The following is a 21,555-nucleotide window of genomic DNA, read 5'->3' as shown; positions in this document are numbered from 1 at the left end:
CAAACGACTCGAAACTTACATTTTTGGGTAATAAGCGATTACAGTAAAGGTTTATGTGCGCTTTCCTTTATATCTACGACAAAGGAGTGATTACATTGAGTCAAAGAAAATCCGCGCAATTATTGCAGCAGCTCGTATTTGTGGGACCGATGGCGTTGTTTTTCGTCTTGATTATGGTCATTCCGTTCCTGCTGGGGCTGTATTATTCCATGACGAACTGGGATGGAGTATCTGAAAATATCCGATGGCTCGGGCTAGGGAATTACGTTCATATATTTAGGGATGATCCAGATTTCCGTAATGCGTTCTGGTTTACAGTTCGGTTTACCGTATGTGGTGTCATTCTAACGAACCTGATTGGCTTTTTCCTAGCCTATGCACTTACCAAACCGTTGCGTACCCGTAATGCACTGCGAACTGTATTTTTTATGCCCAATATGATTGGCGGCTTGCTGCTCGGCTTCATCTGGCAATTTATATTTGTACGCGGCTTTTCTGCGGTAGGGGAGGCAACAGGGCTTTCCTTTTTTAAACTGCCGTGGCTGGGTGATGGGCCAACTGCTTTTTGGGGAACTGTCATTGTGTTTGTATGGCAATATGCAGGTTATCTCATGGTTATTTACATATCTTCGTTAAATAATGTCCCGTCTGCCCTGATTGAATCGGCTCAAATTGACGGCGCGGGCCGAAGACAGATTTTGCGTCATATTGTAGTGCCACTTATTATGCCAGCGGTGACCGTCTGCTTGTTCCTGGCGATATCCTGGTCCTTTAAAGTATTTGAATTGAATTTGGCTCTCACAAAGGGGGGACCTTTCAAGTCGACAGAGTCTGTAGCGTTGGACATATATAATGAAGCGTTTACAAATAATCGACTTGGATTGGGAACTGCCAAGGCTATGATTTTCTTCGTGGTCGTTGCGATCATTACCAGCATTCAGGTGCGTCTCACGAAGAAAAAGGAGGTCGAAATGTAATGGAAAAAACGTCAAACTACCGTTTGGGCACATGGGTTGCTGAAATATTGCTTATTGTGATCGGGTTAATTTTTCTGGTTCCATTCTATTTTTTGCTCGTAAACTCCGTTAAATCCTTTGGTGACATTTTGGCCCATTCCGCTTCGTGGCCGACAACCTTCCGTTTTGAAAACTATGCTAACGCCTGGAATAAAATAAACTTTCCCACAGCACTGGGGAATTCACTGATTGTCACGATCGTCAGTAATGCGCTTTTGCTGCTCATCAGCTCGATGGCCGCTTACCAGATGGTTCGGCATGACACTCCTTTTAATCGGTTTTTATTCGGTTTACTTGTGGCAGCAATGGTAGTTCCCTTTCAATCGATTATGTTGCCGCTTATGGAAGTGTCCAACGTATTGAGCTTAAACAACAGTATACCAGGACTGATCCTATGTTATCTGGGTTTTGGGGCGCCTTTATCCGTTTTTCTTTTTCATGGCTTTATTAAAACGGTACCTATTGAGATCGAGCAGGCGGCAAGGGTGGACGGTTCATCCCGGTACGGGGTGTTCTTTCGCATCGTTTGTCCACTCCTGCTGCCTATGTTCGTAACTGTGCTTATTTTGAATACCTTATGGATATGGAATGACTATCTGTTGCCTTCGCTCATTTTGAATGATCCTGAGCTGCGCACCATTCCGATTGCAACCTATATGTTGTTTGGTCAGTACACCAAGCAATGGGACTTGGCGCTGCCAGCACTGGTGTTGGGGATCACGCCAATTGTTGTGTTTTTTCTGGTGATGCAAAAATACATCGTTTCTGGCATTGCAGCCGGTGCGGTCAAAGGCTGAAGGGAGGGATATCCGATGAAAAGAACAGCGTTGCTTGTCATCTCCTTGATGGTGCTGCTCGCATGTACACTTGCAGGTTGCGGAAATACGAAGGCTCAACAGAGTGAAACGAAAACGATACACATTTATCAATTCAAAGTAGAGATTTCGGAACCGCTAAATAAGCTGAAGGCAGAATATGAAAAAGCGCACCCTGGCATCAAGTTGGATATCCAATCTGTCGGTGGTGGTACGGACTACGGTGCTTCGTTGAAGGCTAAATTCGCATCAGGCGATCAGCCGGACATTTTCACAAATGAGGGCTACCAGGACCGCGATACGTGGTTGGAGTACTTGGAGGATTTGTCGGATCAGCCATGGGTAAAGGATCTGGACGATTTCGCTCGTAAGCCGATGACGGTTAACGGTAAGATTTATGGACAGCCTATGAACCTAGAAGGATTTGGTTTTGTTTATAACAAGGATTTGTTCAAAAAAGCGGGCATAACCAAACTACCTCAGACGATAGATGAACTGGAGGAAGCGGCCAAGCGACTGAAAGCGGCAGGGATTATACCTTTTGCTAACGGGTATGCGGAATGGTGGGTTCTGGGGAACCATTTTATCAATATTCCGTTTGCCAGACAGCCGAACCCGGAAAGTTATGTTGAGGATTTAAACAAAGGAACGGCTCGCATCCCCGGTAACCCGGTGTTCGATCAGTGGGTGAAGTTGCTTGACCTGACTATAAAATATGGGAACCGCAATCCGCTCACGACGGATTACAATACACAAGTGACGCTGTTTTCGACAGGTAAGGCTGCTATGATGCACCAGGGGAACTGGACGCAACCGCAAATAGATGGAATTAATCCTAACTTGAATTTGGGTATTCTGCCTGCGCCTATAGACAATGATCCCTCCACAGGAGGTAGACTCGCTGTGGGAGTGGCATCGAACTGGGTGGTCAACAAAAATTCACCTGTAAAGCAGGAGGCAAAAGAATTCCTCAATTGGTTGGTCACATCAGAAACAGGCAAGCATTATATCACCAAGGAGTTTAAGTTTGTTCCCGCCTTCAAAAGTATTACGTCCAGCGACGAGACGACAGGCGATCTAGGTGCAGAAATATCTCGGCATGTGAGGGAAGGCAAGATATGGAGTTGGAACTTCCAGCGCTTTCCGAAGGGGCTGAATCAGGATTTAAGCAGTAGTATGCAAGCCTATATTGCAGGAGTTATCACAAAGGATGAAATGCTTCAGCAATTTCAGGGGGCATGGGACAATTTGAAGTATAGATAAAAGAATACCTCTGCATGAGGAGGCAAAGGCTATAGCTCGGGCAGGAAGTATAAAGCCTTCAGGCTTTGGCGGTCAAGGGCCGTCAGAGCCTTTTTGCTGTGTTTTTACGTGACGAAAGTCACACGTAAAGCAGTCCTATTCATTATTTTACATGTCATATCTTTCCCTTGACAAAAGGTTACGGTGGCAGGTGTTAAATCAATCAAGGGAATGTTATAATAAACAGGATTTACAGGCACGCATTGCATCTGTGCTTATTTGGTTTGTACAAATAGGTTACATAGATCCTTTCGACTCAGGATAGTTCGATATGCTGGTGCGAAAGAACGTGACGATAATACCGGAGGGAATATATTATGGCGAAACTGGTGGTTTGTGATCACCCTTTGATCCAACACAAACTTACATTTATCCGCGATGTGCGGACCAACACCAAGGATTTCCGCGAACTGGTGGATGAAGTAGCAACATTGATGGCTTATGAAATTACACGGGATATCCCGCTGGAAAGCATTACGGTGCAGACACCGGTTGCTGAGACAGAAGGTAAAGTGATTTCCGGACGTATGCTGGGTCTTATTCCGATTCTGCGTGCAGGCTTGGGTATGCTGGATGGTGTAGTAAAGCTGCTGCCTGCAGCAAAGGTAGGTCATGTGGGACTGTTCCGCGATCCTGAGACACTTCAACCCGTAGAATACTATACGAAGCTGCCTACAGATGTAACTGAGCGCGAATTGATCGTGATTGATCCAATGCTTGCAACAGGCGGGTCGGCGATCGCAGCGATTGATGTGTTGAAAAAGAGAGGCTGCACTCAAATTAAAATGATGAATCTGATTGCTGCTCCTGAAGGAGTCAAAGCTGTGCAGGATGCACATCCTGATGTAGACATCTATGTCGCTGCACTGGACGAGCGTCTGGATGATCATGGATATATCATTCCGGGTCTTGGTGACGCGGGAGACCGCTTGTACGGAACCAAGTAGACTGCCTTTGGCAGTTCGGCAAAATCTATGGACGTTATACAGGTCCTTATTTTAAATAATGGAAGATCTGTGAAGCGGACATTTATTATGAAAAGGGGTTCAACAGAAAATGTCCAAAATCAAAGTGATGACAATTTTTGGTGTGCGTCCGGAAGCAATTAAGATGGCTCCTCTTATTTTGGAGCTTCAGCGTCACCCGGAGCATATCGAGTCCGTGGTATGCGTTACAGCTCAACATCGCCAGATGCTTGATCAGGTTCTGGAAGTTTTCAATATTCACCCTGATTATGATCTGGACGTAATGAAGGATCGCCAGACACTGAATGAAATCTCCATGCGGGTACTTCAAGGTCTGGAACCTGTATTGCGTGAGGCCAAGCCCGATATCGTGTTGGTTCACGGTGATACACTGACGACTTTCCTCGCCAGCTATGCAGCCTTTATGCAGCAGATTGAAGTAGGGCATGTGGAAGCGGGTTTGCGAACGTGGAACAAGCTTTCTCCATATCCTGAAGAAATGAACCGTCAGCTTACAGGCGTACTGTCTGATCTGCATTTCTCGCCTACTTCTTTATCGGCTGGAAATTTGCGGAAGGAAAATAAGCCTGAATCGCGAATATATGTTACAGGCAATACAGTAACTGACGTATTTCAGTATACGGTTCGCCAAGATTACGAGCACCCTGTACTGGACTGGGCTCAGGGCAAACGCCTGATTCTTATGACAGCACATCGTCGGGAATCCCAAGGGGAACCGCATCGTCAGATTTTTAATGCAGTTAAGCGCATTGCAGATGAGTTTGAGGATATCGCTATTGTTTATCCGGTTCATCCGAGTCCGGCTGTGAAGGAACCTGCATTTGAGATTTTAGGCAACCATCCGCGTATTAAGCTGATTGATCCGCTGGATGTCGTGGATCTGCACAATTTTTACCCACATACACATCTGATCCTTACGGATTCCGGTGGGCTTCAGGAAGAAGCGCCTTCGTTCGGAGTACCTGTTCTGGTGCTGCGTGATACGACTGAAAGACCGGAGGGAATTGAAGCGGGCACCTTGGAACTGGTGGGTACGAGCGAAGAGAACGTGTACAATCGGACCAAGGCACTTTTGACAGATTCCGCGTTGTACGATTCTATGAGTCAGGCAGCGAATCCTTACGGCGATGGAAAAGCATCAGTAAGAATTGTCAATGCGATTTTGCACCATTATGGCGTTCAATCCGAACGTCCTGAAGAATTTCACACAATGTTCACAAAAGGTGTTCGTCCGATATAATTATTCTTTACAAGGCAAGCATACAGTTAAACTGTACGGTTACCAAGGGATACAGCAATTTAAGATGCTTTGTCGTTTGATTTTATACTTTAGGGCGCTAAAATATCTCAATTGACAAAGCATCTTATATTTAAGTAAAATGGACTGGAATTGCAGGGGTGACATGGAAAAGTGGTCAAACCTTCCAAGCAAAACAACAACCGAAATAACACCGGGAATGCCTTCAAGGCAATTGGATTGGTGAGCGCGATCGGCATTGATTTGGCGATATGCACATTGGGTGGTTTCTATGCCGGAAAGTGGCTCGATGCTAAACTTGATGGCTCCGGAATTTGGATTGGCGTAAGCGTTCTCGCAGGCTTGGTTGTAGGCGCATTAAGTATTGCCCTTGTGATCGGAAAGGTATTGAGGGATAACCATGAATGAGATGACCCGTATGCAAAAAATGTTATGGATCGTAGCGCTTGGTATTATGGCTCTGTGTTTCCTGGTCTCCGCCTTCATGCCCCAACATCGTGACATTGCTCACGGAATCATTCTGGGAACGGGAGTAAGCTGTCTTAATGTGCTGTATATGGCCTACAAAATTCGACAGGTTGCGAATGCAGCCGCCGGTGAAGGCAAGAAGAAAAAGGTGGGCATTGGCTTTGGCGTTCGAGTAGGGACCTCTATTTTGGCAGTAGTGCTGGCGCTAGAATTTCCAGCCTATTTCCATGAGATCGCTGTAATGGCAAGCCTGGTGACTGGACAATTTCTTCTTTTAATTATAGGCATCATATTCGCGCTACAGGAAAAATGATGGCTCAACTGAGAAAGGGGTGAGAAAACATGTTGCATGAATCACCGATTATCGAATTGGGCGGATTTAACATTGACTTGTCCGTCATTATTATGCTGGTTGTGACTTGCGCGATTGTATTTGGACTGGCATTTGCTGCAACGCGCAATTTGTCTGTGGAAAATCCAAGCAAGCTGCAAAATTTTATGGAATGGGTCGTCGAATTCGTTCAAGGACTGATTACCAGCACGATGGATTTGAAAAAAGGGAAGCCATTCCTCTCCTTGGGGATGACGCTGATCATGTTCATCTTCGTCGGAAATATGCTGGGCTTACCGTTCGGGATTGTGACCGAGTTCGATAATGCGCAAAGTGCCCAAGTATTTGGACATGAAATCATTCCAGTCAAAGAAGCATTAGAACAAGCACAGGCGTCTCACCCGGGCGAAGCTGCCCATGTAGGTATCAGCTGGTGGAAATCACCTACCGCAGATGCAGGGGTATCCATTGGACTGGCTTTGATGATCTTTGTCCTGGTTCATTTCCTGGGGATTTTCCGTAATACCAAAGCTTACTTCAAGCATTACATTCAGCCATTTCCATTCTTTTTGCCAATTAACTTGATTGAGCAGTTCTCAAAACTGTTGACACATGGTATGCGTCTATTCGGTAATATTTTTGCCGGCGAAGTTTTGATCAGTGTTCTGCTGAAAATGACAGCACTTGGTGTGGGAGGTATGGTTGCTTCCGTATTGGGACTCGTGGTCTGGCAAGGATTCAGTATTTTTGTCGGCAGTATTCAGGCGTTCGTCTTTACCATTTTGACGTTCGTATATATTTCGCAGGCAATTGACACGCATGAAGAAGAGCATTAGTTAAAATTAGTTTCGGGTTTTTAGTTAAGTTCAGGAGTACGCTTCGCTCTTAACTGCAAATACATGTACAACACAAATACACATCTCTAAGGAGGATTTTTTAAATGGGAGCTTGGGCATTAATAGCAGCAGCTATCGCAGTAGGTTTGGGTGCGCTCGGCGCAGGTATTGGTAACGGTCTGATTGTAAGTAAAACAGTTGAAGGTATCGCTCGTCAGCCTGAGGCTAAATCAACTTTGCAAACGGTAATGTTTATCGGTGTAGGTCTGGTTGAAGCCTTGCCTATTATCGGGGTCGTTCTGGCGTTTATTTTCTACGCTAAGGCATAATAATTTGAAACTTGCAAGGTTTGGCGGGGAAGGCCACAGCCATCCGCGCCTTCTTTGTTGCTTGGCTTAAGGGATAACTAGGACTGACGTTCACCGGAAAGGAGTGACTTCAATTGAGTTTAAATTGGACAAGTATCGTTTTCACAATTATTGCATTTTTGATCTTGTACTGGTTACTAACGCGTTATGCATTCGGACCTCTCTTTTCCGTTATGGAGAAGCGGCGTCAGCTTGTATTACAGCAAATGAATGAAGCGGCACAGACGCGTGAACAGGCTGCTGCTTATGTTGAGGAGCAAAAGCAGGCTCTCCAGCAGGCACGTAAGGAAGCGTACGACATTATTGAGCAGTCAAAACAAACAGGTAACAAACAAGCGGAGCAAATTATTGTTCAGGCTAAAGACGAAGCTGTCCGCCTGAAAGACGAAGCTGTTCGTGAAATCACAAGCGAGCGTAATAAGGCGGTTGCCGAACTGCGCAGCGAAGTGGGTAAAGCTTCGGTACAAATTGCTTCCAAACTGATTCAAAAGGAAATCAAGGAAGACCAAGTCCAGGGAGAGCTTGTCGACCAATACCTTAAAGAGGTAGGAGGCAAAGCATGAGCCGGGATACGGTAGTAGCCAAACGGTATGCGAAAGCTTTGTTTGAAGTGGCAGAGCAGGAACAGACCATTATGGAAACCGAGCAGGAGCTACGTGCTTTTGTAGAGGCTGTATCGGGGGATGCTGAAATCCGTAAATTCATTAATTCTCCTAACATTACGGAAGCGGTCAAGCTTCAAGTTCTGGCTAACAGTTTTGAAGGCAAGTTGTCTGCCTCGCTAATTAACACGATCAAACTGTTGATTCAGCGTAGTAGAGCAGATTTGTTTGAATCTCTCCTTGCCGGATACCTCGATATTCAGGAATACAAGCTGGGACTTGCTCATGCAAAGGTGTATTCGACTTATGCTTTAAGTGATCAGGAAAAAACAGCGGTAGCCGAGGAATTCGGAGCCCGTGAACATAAAACAATCCGTGTGGAAAATATAGTGGACCCGAGTCTGCTGGGCGGATTAAAAGTGGTTATCGGCGATACATTGTACGACGGCAGTCTGGCCGGCAAGCTGGATCGTCTCGAGAAATCCTTTAACAGACGAGTATAGAAGATAGGGGTGAACACACTTGAGTATCAAACCTGAGGAAATCAGTTCATTGATTAAAAGTCAGATTGAACAATATAAAAATGATATCGAGGTCGTTGAAGTCGGCACTGTTGTTGAAGTCGGCGACGGTATTGCCCGCGTCTACGGACTGGAAAAAGTTATGGCCGGTGAATTGGTTGAATTCGACACTGGCGTATTGGGCTTGGCGCTCAACGTGGAAGAAAGCAATGTCGGTGTTGTTATTTTGGGTCAATTCTCCGACATTCGTGAAGGTGGTCAAGTAAAACGTACAGGCCAGATCATGCAGGTCCCTGTAGGGGAAGCAATGATTGGACGTGTAGTTAACCCATTGGGGCAACCAGTAGACGGTAAAGGACCGATTGCTACAACAGAATTCCGTCCGGTTGAAAGTCAGGCTCCAGGCGTTATGGCCCGTAAATCGGTACATGAGCCTATGCAGACGGGGATTAAAGCTATTGATGCGATGGTTCCAATTGGTCGTGGTCAACGTGAGTTGATCATCGGTGACCGTCAAACAGGTAAAACATCTATCGCAATCGATGCAATTTTGAACCAAAAAGGTAACGGCATGAAATGTATTTATGTCGCTATTGGTCAAAAACAATCCACGGTAGCTCAAGTTGTTGAAACATTGCGTCGTCACGGTGCGCTGGAATATACGATTGTCGTTACGGCATCAGCTTCCGAGCCATCACCATTGCTGTACATTGCTCCTTACTCTGGCTGCGCTATGGGTGAGTATTTCATGTACAAAGGCGAGCATGTCCTTGTTGTTTATGATGACTTGACTAAACAAGCGTCAGCTTACCGGGAATTGTCCCTGTTGCTGCGTCGTCCACCGGGCCGTGAAGCATATCCGGGTGACGTTTTCTATCTTCACTCTCGCTTGCTGGAACGTGCAGCGAAGCTGAATGATGAGTTGGGCGGCGGATCACTTACCGCATTGCCGTTCATCGAGACACAGGCTTCCGACGTTTCTGCATATATTCCAACCAACGTTATCTCCATCACAGATGGACAGATCTTCCTGGAAGCTGACTTGTTCTATGCAGGACAACGTCCGGCGATCAACGTAGGTATTTCCGTATCTCGTGTAGGTGGTTCAGCTCAGATTAAAGCAATGAAAAAGGTAGCAGGTTCCCTGCGTCTGGATCTTGCTCAATATCGTGAGCTTCAAGCGTTCTCCCAATTCGGTTCCGACTTGGATAAATCCACAAAAGCCCGTCTGGATCGCGGCGCACGCATGATGGAAATTCTGAAACAGGGTGTTAACCAACCGCTTGCTGTAGAGCAACAAGTAGTGAGCTTGTATACTGCTGTAAAAGGCTTCCTTGATGATATCCCTGTAGCGGATGTAAAACGTTTTGAAAAAGACTTCCTGTCTTTCATGGTGTCTGACCATCAGGACGTGCTTCAATCTATCCGCGACACGAAAGACTTGGTGGCTGATAACGAAACGGCTTTGAAGGCAGCTATCGAGAAATTCAAAAAATCATTCGCCACGTCGGTATAATACATTGGAATTTGCCTGTTTATGATGAAAGATGTTCTAAGGAAGCGTGCCCTCCGGGTTTTGGCTTCCTTGGCATATTTTACCCTCAATAACAGGCCCTTTAACATATGCCCGGCTGGATTTGAATCTTACGAAGTTAGCTTTGGCTTTGCCAAAGCTTGAAGGTGGTGAAATCATGGCAAAAGGTATGCGCGAGATTAAACGTCAGATTAAAAGTGTGCAGAGTACGAAGCAGATCACGAAAGCGATGGAAATGGTCGCTGCATCCAAGCTGAGAAAAGCTCAGGAGAAAGCGGAGTCGGCTCGTCCTTACTCGGAAAAGCTTAAGGAAGTTGTGAGTAGCATTGCTTCTGGAGCGAATAACATCAAGCATCCAATGCTGGAAACGCGTCCGGTTAAAAAGACTGCTTATCTCATCATTACATCTGATCGTGGTCTGGCTGGTGGTTATAACGCCAATATTTTACGACAGGTTACGCAGACGATTTCTGAACGTCACCGTTCACAGGATGAATTTGTGATTTTCATCATTGGACGAAAAGGACGGGATTATTTCAGACGTCGTGAATTTCCTATCGCTGAATCGGTAACAGATCTGTCGGATACACCTGCTTTTGCAGATATCAAAACGATTGCAAGCAAGGCTGTACAAGGCTTTGAACTTAAAGAATTTGATGAGCTTTATCTATGCTATAACCGCTTTGTCAACGCATTGACTCAAATTCCAACAGTTGACCGTCTGTTACCAATGGCAACACCGGATTCAGCTACAGCTTCATCCTCAATTAACTATGAGTATGAGCCTTCACCAGAAGGAGTGCTGGAAGTATTGCTACCGCGTTACGCGGAAACGCTCATTTACGGCGCTTTGCTGGATGGTAAAGCTAGTGAACTGGGAGCGAAGATGACGGCAATGGGATCTGCTACGAAGAATGCTTCCAAGTTAATTGGTGAGCTTTCCTTGACCTATAACCGTGCTCGTCAAGCGGCTATTACCCAGGAAATTACGGAAATCGTTGCAGGGGCAAGTGCTCAGTCTTAATCAGGCTTATAGCGACTGTTTTATAGCAGAGTCTACACTATTATGATAAATTGCGGGCGCAAAACAAATCAGAGTGGTTCGGATTTGCGGCTGTGCAAGCTTGTAGGAGGGAAACCAAAAGATGAACAAAGGACGCGTAGTGAGCATCATGGGTCCGGTTGTCGACGTTGAGTTTGAACGTGGACAGCTTCCGGAAATCCTGAATGCCATTCATATTGGGACTGTGCTGGAGAGCGGAGTCAAAATTGACCTGACGCTCGAAGCTTCAAAACATCTAGGTGACAACCGTGTGCGTTGTATTGCCATGTCTTCCACAGATGGTTTGGTTCGTGGAGCTGAAGCCATAGATCTGGGAGCACCTATTTCAGTACCTGTCGGCGAAGCAACTCTTGGACGCGTATTTAACGTACTTGGAACGCCAATTGATAATGGTGCTGATATGAGTGAAACGGCTAGAAACCCAATTCACCGTCAAGCTCCTTCTTTCGATGAGCTGACAACTCAAGCAGAGATGCTCGAAACCGGTATTAAAGTTATCGACTTGCTGGCTCCTTATGCCAAAGGTGGTAAAGTCGGATTGTTTGGTGGTGCTGGTGTAGGTAAAACCGTAACCATTCAAGAATTGATTAACAATATCGCTCAGGAGCATGGTGGTATTTCTGTATTTGCGGGTGTAGGTGAACGCACACGTGAAGGAAATGACTTGTACCATGAAATGAGAGATTCCGGCGTTATCAACAAAACAGCGATGGTGTTCGGACAAATGAACGAGCCTCCGGGTGCACGTTTGCGTGTAGCTCTCACAGGTCTGACGATGGCGGAATACTTCCGTGACCAAGAAGGCCGTGACGTGTTGCTCTTTATTGATAACATTTTCCGCTTTACCCAAGCGGGTTCTGAGGTTTCTGCCCTGTTGGGACGTATGCCTTCAGCAGTAGGTTACCAGCCTACGCTGGCTACTGAGATGGGTCAATTGCAAGAACGGATTACTTCTACTAAAAAAGGTTCCGTTACTTCCATTCAGGCGATCTACGTGCCTGCGGATGACTACACTGACCCTGCTCCTGCTACAACGTTTGCCCATTTGGATGCTACAACGAATCTGGAACGTAAAATTTCCGAAATGGGTATTTACCCGGCGGTTGATCCACTTGCATCAAGCTCCCGGATTTTGGCTCCAGACGTTGTGGGTGAAGAGCATTACAATGTAGCGCAAGGGGTAAAACAAATTTTGGCCCGCTACAATGAGCTTCAGGATATCATTGCCATCCTGGGTATGGATGAGCTGAGTGAAGAAGATAAAATGTTGGTAGCACGTGCACGTAAAATCCAGCGTTTCCTTTCTCAACCTTTCCACGTTGCCGAAACATTTAACGGCTTCCCGGGTAAATATGTGCCGGTTAAAGAAACTGTACGAAGCTTCAAAGAAATTTTGGAAGGCAAGTATGACCACCTTCCAGAAGCGGCCTTCCTTTTTGTAGGAGCCATCGAAGAAGCAGTTGAAAAAGCTAAAACGCTGTAAACATACAGGCAAAGATTAGCCGAGCCTTACGAAGTGAGCTGTCTGCGGACAGCTTCCAGGAGGGATTCAAGTGAGCACGTATTTACTAGAGATTGTGACGCCGGAGCGCCTGGTCTATACAGAACAGGTAAACAGCATCAGTGTTCGCGGCTCGGAAGGCGATCTTGGGATTTTGCCCGGACACCTTCCCTTGGTCACTCCCTTGAAGATTGCACCGATACGCATTAAAATCGGTGGTCAAACCGAAGTGATCGCGGTCAATGGGGGCTTTCTTGAAGTCCGCAAGGATAAAGTGGTCATTTTGGCTGAGAGCGCGGAACGTTCCGAAGAAATTGATGTGGAGCGTGCCCGTGCGGCAAGGGAGCGGGCAGAACTGCGGCTCCAGAGCAAGCAGGAACAGATAGATCATCATCGGGCGGAAGTAGCTCTGCAACGGGCGCTTAACCGTCTAAATGCTACAAGCATCAGAACCAATAAGAATTAATATTGGAGTTTAAGTGGAATTTTAAAAGGGTTCGGCATAGTATACGGATGGAACGACAAGGAGACCAATTCATAACTTCTGCCAGAAAATGTCCGGTAGAGGGTGAGGAGGAACCTTGCTTCCTTCGATCACTGTGATCGGACTCTTTTTTTAGCTGTTATTACCAAATGTACAGTCCTATTTCTTGCCTGGCTGCTAGGTATTTAGTACCTTTTAAATTCACGAAACAGAAGTGATTAATCACATTTTGTCGAAATAAATGTCCTAAAAACAGAAATAGCACTGGCATATTAGGCGTTCGCCGAGTATTATAAAGAAGTCTGTGACGCAGATGGGGGGAATTATGGTTGAACGGGAAACAGCAATTGGCTGAACAGCTAAGTCAATCGGCGAGTATGACCGCGCTGATCTCTATGATCGTATCGCTCCTCTGTATAGCATTAGCTTGGTGGGCTTTACAGAGCTTAAAGCTGGATTTGTTAATCCGACAACCCAAAGGACCGCAGGGCAGATTGCTGCACTTGTTTCTTGCTATTATTTTGGGACAGTTGGTTTCGGGGTTCCTGTTGAGCTACATCTCTTGGAGCCAGATGCTCTAGAATTTGTTTTAACATGAAGTAGGCGGGTTATATGACCTTATGACTGTGTCTCTGCGGGAATTGTCGAATAACATCGCGTCATATTGTTAACAATGGTAAACAAAAGAACCATACATGTATAGCTGGCTGAATCAGTTAGAGTACAATGGTCGTCAAGTACAAAAAAACGCTTGTATACTTGTTTTAATCAGTGGTATGATGGCAGTTAGGGTATTAGTAAAATCTTGTTTTTTTATGTAATGAAAAAGCAAGGCATGAAAATAGCGGAATATGTTCTTTTTTTCCAGAATGGAAAAGAGAAATGACGCGCGGAGGGAACCATAGATGAGCAAATTTATCGTCCGCGGTGGCAACAGATTGACCGGGAGTGTCAAAGTCAGCGGAGCCAAAAACTCAGTTCTGCCGATCATCGCCGCTTCTCTGCTAGGAGAAGAAGGAGAAAGTGTCATTATTGATGCACCTCCTCTAGACGATGTGATGACCATTAACAAAGTGCTGGAGTCCTTAGGAGCAGGCGTTACATACCAAGATGAGGTCATTCGTGTTGACGCGCGGAAGATAATTTCCTGTGAAGCCCCTTACGAGTGGGTTAGGAAAATGCGCGCTTCATTCTTGGTTATGGGACCGTTGCTTACGCGTTTGGGACGTACAAGAATCTCGCTTCCAGGCGGATGCGCAATCGGAACGCGACCCATTGATCAGCATTTGAAGGGTTTTGAGGCATTGGGCGCGGAAATTAGCCTGGGCCAAGGTTTTATTGAAGCTAAAAGTAACGGGCGTCTGCGTGGAGCTAAAGTTTATTTGGATGTAGCCAGCGTAGGGGCAACCGAGAATATTATGATGGCCGCTACTCTTGCTGAGGGCGTAACTACCATCGAGAATGCTGCTAAGGAACCTGAGATTGTTGATCTCGCAAATTTCCTGAATGGAATGGGTGCCAAAGTACGTGGTGCGGGCACGGGCGTTATTCGTATTGAAGGCGTTGAGAAGCTGCATGGTGTAAAACATACCGTCATTCCCGACCGGGTAGAAGCAGGTACTTATATGGTTGCTGCTGCGATCACAGGCGGGAACGTATATGTAGAAGGCGCAATATCCGATCATTTGGGTCCGGTTATTTCCAAGATGGAAGAAATGGGTGTAACCATTCAACCTGATGAGAACGGAATTCGTGTCATTGCAGATAAGCCGTTAAAAGCCGTTGATGTTAAAACGTTGCCTTATCCAGGTTTTCCTACCGATATGCAGTCACAGATGATGGCACTTCAGCTTGCCGCTGAAGGAACGAGCATTATTACGGAAACCGTGTTTGAAAATCGTTTCATGCATGTGGATGAATTTCATCTCATGAATGCGGAGATTAAGGTCGAAGGCCGTTCTGCCATTGTAACGGGTAATGCTAAGCTGACAGGTGCGAAAGTAACCTCTACAGATTTGCGTGCAGGTGCTGCGTTGATTCTGACCGGACTCATTGCAGAAGGTACAACGGAGGTATCCGGCGTACATCACATCGATCGTGGTTACGTTCATTTGGCTGAGAAGCTGACCGGATTGGGAGCGGACATTTACAGAGTGACCGTGGAAGAGTCCAAACTGGATCATTCACCCAGTACAGAGCGCGTAATGCCGGAAGAGGCGTCTGGGAATCTGTTTAAGAAGATTCAGCCTTCCCTCGCCTAAGCTTTAACGCATGTAGCTTCATGTTGCATACGTATATTCTTAAACAACGAAGAACCAAGTCCGAAAGGACTGGTTCTTTTTATTGTTTATAGCCAGTCTTTTTCATTCTTTCAGTTCTCTTAAAATGGTTCTATCAAAGTGGACGACTTCATATGATTGAAAATATCTGCTGGAGTATATCTATACTTTCAGCCGGACATTTAGCCCTTTGATGGAGGTTTCAGCCTATGAAAGATTCACAGGTTCGCATCCGTATACCCATTCATCATCCTAAGGAACATCGCCAGGCTTCATTTGCGGAGGAAGACACTGGCTCTATAGCTACCTTGTTACAGAAAAATAAGCTTATGCAACAGCAGCCGGACGCAAGAGGTACATTGCCGACTGGCGTCAAGCCCAATCGGCGTACAACAGTCGTGCCTTCCGCTGTGAACTCCGTTGATACGACTCTGCCTATCGCTGGAGTAGCGACCCATGACACATGCGCTGCAAGCCCGCTGCCGCACCTGCGTCCTTCCGCCGGGCGTGCCCCACGCTGGGGCAGCCGCCGCCCATGGCTGCCATTCGCCGCCATGGCAGGGGTGCTGGTGCTTGCCATGGCTGTGCCCGCGCTAATGGCGTGGCCTCGCCAGACGGCGCAGCCGGTGCCGCCAAGCAGCCGCACGGCAGTACCGACTGCGCCTAGCGTGACAGCAAAGGGTGAGACGCCCGTCACGCGCTTACCGGGCGTCCCGCCGATGCCAGCGGTGCCCGCTGCGCCAACGCGTAGCGTACCGGTGGCGACAGAGCCAGACGTGCGTGTGTATGTCACGTCCACCGGTCGCACGGAGACGTTACCGCTGGAGCAATACATTGTCGGCGTAGTAGCTGCCGAAATGCCGCCCAGCTTTGAGGGGGAGGCACTGAAAGCGCAGGCCATAGCCGCGCGTACCTTCATTGCCCGGCGCTTGCTGGCTGATGACACTAGCGGTGCCCCTGCGGGAGCAGATGTGACGGATACTGTTAAACATCAGGCTTATATCTCCAAAGCTAAACTTACTAGAGAATGGGGACATTCTGGTAAATCCGCAGAGCTGGCTAAAATTCAGCAGGCCGTACGAGACACCAAGGATACGATCATGGTATATGAAGGCAAGCCCATTACGGCATCTTTTTTTTCTACTAGCAATGGCTACACCGAAAATTCAGAGGATGTGTGGGCGAAGGCAGTGCCCTATTTACGAAGCGTATCAAGTCCATGGGACAAGCAGTTGGCCCCGCGTTATTCAGAAACCGTCACACTGAGTCGTCAAAGCGTGTTCGATAGATTGGGGTTAAGTCGTACTGCAATTGCCGCCTCTACTGGAGGAGGAAGTATGCCAGAAATTCGTATACTCTCCAAGACAGAAGGACATCGCATCAAGAAAATTGAAGTTGGTGGCTCAATCTTTACAGGACCTGAGATCCGTAACAAACTGGGGTTGCGTTCGGCTGAGTTTACGTGGAAGGCTGAAGGGGACCGGATTGCTATAACAACCTATGGCTATGGTCATGGTGTTGGTATGAGTCAGTGGGGAGCCAATGGAATGGCCAAAGAAGGTCATACTGCCACTCAAATACTCCTTCACTATTATACTGGCATTTCTTTTGCGCAAGCCTCTCGTATTCTAAGTTAGTAAATATTTCGAAACTTTGAAGTATAAAAGAGTTGCACCCGGTAACACTGGTTACTGAGGTGATGAGCAAATGAATGAACAAAATAAAAACCAGAACCAAAACCATGAAGAGACACCCAAAACCTTTCAGGGTGGAAGAGCTTCGCGGCCGTCTTCGTGGAAAAAGCTGTTGTCCAAAAGGTGGGCATACCCGGCAGCCTACATTGCCGCAGCAGCCATTATACTAACTTTAGTGTGGGTCTATCAGGATGCCAGCCAGAAGTCTTTCAAACCTGACCCAGCTAGTCCATCGGTACAAAGCACAAGTGCAATGAATACCGATGTTAACGGACAACAGCCAGAAAGCGTGGAAGTCGTTGCCCAGTCGGAAAATATCGCATGGCCAGTGGCAGATGCTGGCGCAGTACAGGTCGTAAAGCCGTTCTTTGATGAGAATGCGACCGCTGATGAGCAGGCGGCAGCTATGGTAGAGTACGATAAAACATTTACCGCTAACACTGGGATTGATCTTTCCCGGACTGACGATCAGGCGTTTGAAGTAAGAGCCGCCCTGAGTGGCAAAGTATCTCGTGTGGAACAACATCCGCTGGTAGGTAATGTCGTAGAAATTACGCATGATAATAATCTCAAAACGGTGTACCAAAGCTTGAGTGATCTGAAAGTAAAAGAAGGCGATCAAGTGAAACAAAACGATGTGATTGCTTCAGCGGGTCGTAACGAGCTTGAAAAGGATTTGAAAACACATTTGCATTTTGAAGTGTATCAGGATGACAAGCCTGTGAATCCAGCAGGTCTGCTTCCTAAAAAATAAATCTGGTCATGGCTTTGCATGCAAAGCGGGGAATCCATATTCCCTGCTTTTTTCTTGTGTAGTTTTTGTGCATAAGGTAAACATAAGCTGCTTTTGCCAAATAAATAGGCCTTCCGAAGCATGTCTTCCCGCCAAACCGCGAATATATAGGCACGCTCCTCATATAATGTACCAAACTATCCACAGTAGGGAGGCGGGAGCGTGCACGATTACATCAAGGAACGGACCATCAAAATCGGTCGCTGTATCGTGGAAACAAGGAATACGGTCCGTACGATTGCCAAGGAATTTGGTGTCTCCAAGAGCACGGTGCATAAAGATCTGACCGAACGGCTGCCTGAAATCAACCCGGATCTTGCCGATCAGGTGAAGCACATTCTTGAATACCATAAATCCATCCGCCATCTGCGGGGGGGAGAAGCCACGAAAATTAAGTACAAAAAAACGAGTGGCAAACGAAGGGAAATTCTCGTTTCCGGCAAGTCCTAAAAATATATAGTGAATTGGCTGGCAAAGCCATTGAATCAACCCCCTGAAGTATGATATGTTAAAAGATGGTACAAGACGAAAAATGACATGTAACCGTAGGTTTATACATATATTTGCCGCTTCTTGTCGAATCTTAGCTTTTTAAAATATCACTTTGGGGGCCTTTTTAATATGTTCAGTAATGATATCGGTATCGACCTCGGTACGGCCAACGTGCTTATCCACGTCAAAGGGAAGGGGGTTGTTCTTGACGAACCTTCCGTTGTCGCGATAGAAAGCGATACAAAAAGAGTCCTGGCTGTCGGAGAGGAAGCGCGCCGTATGGTGGGACGTACTCCTGGTAATATCATAGCCATCCGTCCATTACGTGATGGTGTCATCGCCGATTTTGAAGTAACAGAAGCGATGTTAAAATATTTTATCAATCGGGTGGGGGGAAAAAGCTGGTACAGCCACCCTCGTATTCTAATTTGTGCGCCAACGAACATTACCTCAGTGGAGCAAAAAGCGATTCGTGAAGCGGCGGAACGTAGCGGGGCCAAGGAAGTATTTTTGGAGGAAGAGCCAAAAGCGGCTGCCATCGGGGCAGGAATGGATATTTTTGAGCCTAGCGGCAACATGGTAGTGGATATTGGTGGCGGAACGACTGACGTTGCAGTCCTCTCTATGGGGGATGTCGTAACAGCTTCTTCCATTAAAATGGCAGGGGACAAATTTGATACAGCCATCATGAAATATGTAAAAACGAAGTACAAGCTTCTGATCGGAGAACGTACGGCTGAAGATATCAAGATTGCTATCGGAACTGTGCATCCGAGTGGACGTCGTGCAGAGATGGACATCCGTGGACGGGATATGGTATCCGGATTGCCCAAAACGTTAAGTATATCTGCAGATGAAGTGCAGGATGCACTTAGAGATCCTGTGTCAGCGATTGTTGCTGCGGCCAAGTTTGTATTGGAGCAGACCCCACCGGAACTGTCAGCTGATATTATTGACCGTGGTGTTATTTTGACTGGTGGCGGTGCCTTGCTTAGCGGATTGGACGAGCTACTTGCTGAAGAACTGCGCGTTCCCGTACTGGTTGCCGAAGATCCGATGCATTGTGTTGTTAAAGGTACAGGAATTATGCTAGATAATTTGGATCATGTGGTTAAGAAAAAGTTCTAATCTGCCGATAGTGACTATAAGAGACTCGTGTGCGGTCAGGCAGGTTGCCTAGCATTTTGGCCTTCGTGCCTCCGCGCGAGCATATGATTTTAGCAGAGTATAGGATTGGGGTGCACGTTACATGTTGAGAGGTTTATATACTGCGGCCGCCGGATTGATGACACAACAACGACGCCATGACACCGTGACGCAAAATATTGCTAATATGAATACGACGGGATACAAACAGGAGAACAGTGTTCAGCGTTCTTTCCCCGAAATGCTTATATCCATGACGGGTGGTAACCCTGATAACCCGGACCGTACGGTCGGCAAGCTCAATACTGGCGTTTTTGCTGAGGAAAGCCTCTCCCCTTACATTCAGGGAGCACTAAAGGACAGTGGACAAGCGACGGATTTTGCGATACAGTCCAATATTAATGTGAACGACCCAGCTACTGGTCAACCTATGGCTTTTGATCAGGCGGGAAAATTCATCAATGCTAACGGTGAAGTCACCTACCGTCCAGAAGCGTTTTTTTCGGTGCGGGACAGTAATGGGAATGTTCGTTATACACGTGATGGGCATTTTCAAGTAAATGGAGCGGGAGCATTGCTTTCATCGACTGGCTCAGCGGTGCTGGATACGAATGGAAACCCAATTCAATTGACCGGGGCTGTCTCAGAGCTTAAAGTAAATGAGCGGGGCGAATTGGTAGATAGCCAGTCCAACCAGACATTGGGGACGACGCTCGGTATTAGTGTCATTGATCGTCCGTACCAGCTCGTTCGTGAGGGTAATGGGAATTTCCGTCTGAATGATACTGATGGTGCTACAGCTAGGATGATGACCGCTAATGATGCTGTATCCGTTCGTCAAGGTTACCTGGAGGTATCTAATGTAGATGCTTCACAGTCAATGGTGGATATGATGGCTGCGTTAAGAGCGTACGAAGCGAATCAGAAGGTAATTCAATTTTATGATAAAAGCTTGGACAAGGCCGTTAATGAAGTAGGCCGTGTATAACAGGGGGTAAGTGATGAACAACTCCATGATTGGTGCAATGGTATCTATGGCCAGTGTGCAGCAGCGTTTGGATTTAATTGCCGATAATATTGCTAATGTCAATACAGTTGGTTATAAGAGTAAACAGGGTTCCTTTGAAGATGTATTGGCCAATGTGAAACAACAGCCTTCAACGTATCTCCAAAATGGACGGGCCATGCCGCTCGGTTATAATTTGGGCTACGGAGTTAAAACGGCCGCAATCATGAAAAATATGGAGCAAGGTCCGCTCAAGGAGACGGGACTTCCTACTGATCTGGCGATCCAGGGTAATGCCATGTTTGAAGTTCAGGGAAATGGGCAAAAAGCTTGGACCCGTGATGGTAGCTTTCATTTTATTCCTGATCCGAATGATAGTGCGACGATGATGTTGACCACTGCTGAAGGCTACTCCGTGCTGGATAACAATGATGTTCCTGTGACTGCTCCAGCGGGTTCCAAGGTGGCTATTAACTCGGATGGCGAATTGCTGATTCGTGCTAATGGAACTGGGATTCCGACAGTTGGTCAGAGAATCAAGCTAATGGATGTACAGCGTCCAGAAGGACTGGAACAGCGGGATGATAACCTGTTCGTGTTGTTGAATGGTGTAACAGAGGCAAATGTATTCGGAGCTGCAGGTGTGGCAGGTGCTGTTCCAGCGGACGTATCTGTGCGTTCTGGTTATCTCGAGGAATCTAATGTGGATTTAGCGGGCGAAATGACGGATATGATGCAAGTTCAGCGGATGTATCAAATGGCGGCACGGGCATTAACTTCTAGCGATACGATGATGAACATGGCCAACAATCTGAGGGCTTAAGGATTTGGTGATGAAAGAAGAACAATCTGATTCCCGTCCGGTGCCTGTAAAGACGAAGTCCCGCTGGCGTACTGCTCGTTATTTCATAGTTCCGTTGCTGCTCCTGTTATCGCTGTTAGGCGGCTTAATTGCAGGATATGTAATTGTAGGTAAGCAAGGGTTGTCAGGCGTATTCGAGTGGAAAACCTGGCAGCATGTCATTGATCTTATTTTTGCGCCTTAAGTTTACTTTAAAAG

The 21,555-nt window shown here is 46.7% G+C and carries 24 protein-coding genes; all 24 read left to right on the top strand.

All coding sequences use genetic code 11. From position 1 onward, the window contains the following. Positions 1-95: 95 nt before the first annotated feature. The 24 genes from NSS94_RS22775 to NSS94_RS22660 all read left to right on the top strand — a co-directional run bounded on the left by NSS94_RS22775 (position 96) and on the right by NSS94_RS22660 (position 21,541). Positions 96-977, top strand: coding sequence for a carbohydrate ABC transporter permease (locus tag NSS94_RS22775; protein WP_029518514.1), 882 nt, complete (start codon positions 96-98; stop codon positions 975-977). Next, positions 977-1,813 carry a carbohydrate ABC transporter permease gene (locus NSS94_RS22770; protein WP_318627941.1) on the top strand — a complete coding sequence of 279 codons (837 nt, stop codon included), beginning with the start codon at positions 977-979 and terminating at the stop codon, positions 1,811-1,813. The genes NSS94_RS22775 and NSS94_RS22770 overlap by 1 nt, the downstream gene beginning before the upstream one ends. 15 nt (positions 1,814-1,828) lie before the next feature. Then, positions 1,829-3,094: an ABC transporter substrate-binding protein gene (locus NSS94_RS22765; RefSeq protein ID WP_340886625.1), complete on the top strand. Its 1,266-nt coding sequence runs from the start codon at positions 1,829-1,831 to the stop codon at positions 3,092-3,094. Between the two features lie 356 nt (positions 3,095-3,450). Next, positions 3,451-4,080 (top strand): uracil phosphoribosyltransferase, encoded by a 630-nt coding sequence (gene upp, locus NSS94_RS22760; protein WP_013312332.1) that lies wholly within the window; start codon positions 3,451-3,453, stop codon positions 4,078-4,080. A gap of 109 nt (positions 4,081-4,189) precedes the next feature. Continuing rightward, on the top strand, positions 4,190-5,359 hold the full coding sequence (gene wecB / locus NSS94_RS22755; protein WP_069010014.1) for a non-hydrolyzing UDP-N-acetylglucosamine 2-epimerase: 1,170 nt from the start codon (positions 4,190-4,192) through the stop codon (positions 5,357-5,359). Between the two features lie 171 nt (positions 5,360-5,530). Beyond that, on the top strand, positions 5,531-5,785 hold the full coding sequence (locus tag NSS94_RS22750) for an AtpZ/AtpI family protein (protein ID WP_069010013.1): 255 nt from the start codon (positions 5,531-5,533) through the stop codon (positions 5,783-5,785). Then, positions 5,778-6,158, top strand: coding sequence for an ATP synthase subunit I (locus NSS94_RS22745; protein ID WP_069010012.1), 381 nt, complete (start codon positions 5,778-5,780; stop codon positions 6,156-6,158). The genes NSS94_RS22750 and NSS94_RS22745 overlap by 8 nt, the downstream gene beginning before the upstream one ends. A 29-nt stretch (positions 6,159-6,187) precedes the next feature. Continuing rightward, entirely contained in the window at positions 6,188-7,012 is an 825-nt protein-coding gene (gene atpB / locus NSS94_RS22740; RefSeq protein WP_341040187.1) for a F0F1 ATP synthase subunit A, read from the top strand. A gap of 104 nt (positions 7,013-7,116) precedes the next feature. Continuing rightward, on the top strand, positions 7,117-7,341 hold the full coding sequence (atpE, locus tag NSS94_RS22735; protein ID WP_025683777.1) for a F0F1 ATP synthase subunit C: 225 nt from the start codon (positions 7,117-7,119) through the stop codon (positions 7,339-7,341). 113 nt (positions 7,342-7,454) lie between these two features. Further along, positions 7,455-7,943: a F0F1 ATP synthase subunit B gene (atpF, locus tag NSS94_RS22730; RefSeq protein ID WP_023990709.1), complete on the top strand. Its 489-nt coding sequence runs from the start codon at positions 7,455-7,457 to the stop codon at positions 7,941-7,943. Further along, complete coding sequence (locus NSS94_RS22725; protein ID WP_029518507.1) at positions 7,940-8,485, top strand: F0F1 ATP synthase subunit delta; 546 nt, start codon at positions 7,940-7,942, stop codon at positions 8,483-8,485. The genes atpF and NSS94_RS22725 overlap by 4 nt, the downstream gene beginning before the upstream one ends. Before the next feature lie 19 nt (positions 8,486-8,504). Further along, a complete protein-coding gene (gene atpA / locus NSS94_RS22720) occupies positions 8,505-10,019 on the top strand; it encodes a F0F1 ATP synthase subunit alpha (RefSeq protein WP_029518506.1) in 1,515 nt (504 codons plus the stop codon). Between the two features lie 175 nt (positions 10,020-10,194). After that, on the top strand, positions 10,195-11,061 hold the full coding sequence (gene atpG / locus NSS94_RS22715) for an ATP synthase F1 subunit gamma (RefSeq protein WP_023990707.1): 867 nt from the start codon (positions 10,195-10,197) through the stop codon (positions 11,059-11,061). 121 nt (positions 11,062-11,182) lie between these two features. Then, complete coding sequence (gene atpD / locus NSS94_RS22710) at positions 11,183-12,583, top strand: F0F1 ATP synthase subunit beta (protein ID WP_029518505.1); 1,401 nt, start codon at positions 11,183-11,185, stop codon at positions 12,581-12,583. 70 nt (positions 12,584-12,653) lie between these two features. Next, positions 12,654-13,067 carry a F0F1 ATP synthase subunit epsilon gene (locus NSS94_RS22705; RefSeq protein ID WP_013312322.1) on the top strand — a complete coding sequence of 138 codons (414 nt, stop codon included), beginning with the start codon at positions 12,654-12,656 and terminating at the stop codon, positions 13,065-13,067. Between the two features lie 347 nt (positions 13,068-13,414). Then, positions 13,415-13,666: a DUF1146 family protein gene (locus tag NSS94_RS22700; protein WP_039271550.1), complete on the top strand. Its 252-nt coding sequence runs from the start codon at positions 13,415-13,417 to the stop codon at positions 13,664-13,666. 324 nt (positions 13,667-13,990) lie between these two features. Further along, entirely contained in the window at positions 13,991-15,346 is a 1,356-nt protein-coding gene (murA, locus tag NSS94_RS22695; protein WP_029518503.1) for a UDP-N-acetylglucosamine 1-carboxyvinyltransferase, read from the top strand. 227 nt (positions 15,347-15,573) lie between these two features. Continuing rightward, positions 15,574-17,001: a stage II sporulation protein D gene (gene spoIID / locus NSS94_RS22690; RefSeq protein ID WP_341040185.1), complete on the top strand. Its 1,428-nt coding sequence runs from the start codon at positions 15,574-15,576 to the stop codon at positions 16,999-17,001. Positions 17,002-17,071: 70 nt separating this feature from the next. Beyond that, entirely contained in the window at positions 17,072-17,812 is a 741-nt protein-coding gene (locus NSS94_RS22685; protein WP_209947806.1) for a M23 family metallopeptidase, read from the top strand. Between the two features lie 201 nt (positions 17,813-18,013). Continuing rightward, positions 18,014-18,301, top strand: a complete 288-nt coding sequence (gene spoIIID / locus NSS94_RS22680) for a sporulation transcriptional regulator SpoIIID (RefSeq protein WP_007432737.1) — start codon at positions 18,014-18,016, stop codon at positions 18,299-18,301. A 171-nt stretch (positions 18,302-18,472) separates the two neighbouring features. After that, positions 18,473-19,471 (top strand): rod shape-determining protein, encoded by a 999-nt coding sequence (locus NSS94_RS22675; RefSeq protein WP_023990703.1) that lies wholly within the window; start codon positions 18,473-18,475, stop codon positions 19,469-19,471. A gap of 121 nt (positions 19,472-19,592) precedes the next feature. After that, a complete protein-coding gene (locus tag NSS94_RS22670; protein ID WP_165146178.1) occupies positions 19,593-20,477 on the top strand; it encodes a flagellar hook-basal body protein in 885 nt (294 codons plus the stop codon). Between the two features lie 13 nt (positions 20,478-20,490). Beyond that, positions 20,491-21,318, top strand: coding sequence for a flagellar hook-basal body protein (locus NSS94_RS22665; protein WP_340933439.1), 828 nt, complete (start codon positions 20,491-20,493; stop codon positions 21,316-21,318). A gap of 10 nt (positions 21,319-21,328) precedes the next feature. Beyond that, positions 21,329-21,541, top strand: a complete 213-nt coding sequence (locus tag NSS94_RS22660) for a DNA-directed RNA polymerase subunit beta (RefSeq protein ID WP_029514611.1) — start codon at positions 21,329-21,331, stop codon at positions 21,539-21,541. The last annotated feature ends 14 nt before the right edge of the window (positions 21,542-21,555 follow it).

Source organism: Paenibacillus sp. FSL L8-0644, from assembly GCF_038008165.1.
GTDB classification, from domain to species: domain Bacteria; phylum Bacillota; class Bacilli; order Paenibacillales; family Paenibacillaceae; genus Paenibacillus; species Paenibacillus polymyxa_D.
The sequence above is the reverse complement of the archived record's forward strand: the minus strand, read 5'-3'. Positions and strand labels throughout refer to the sequence as shown.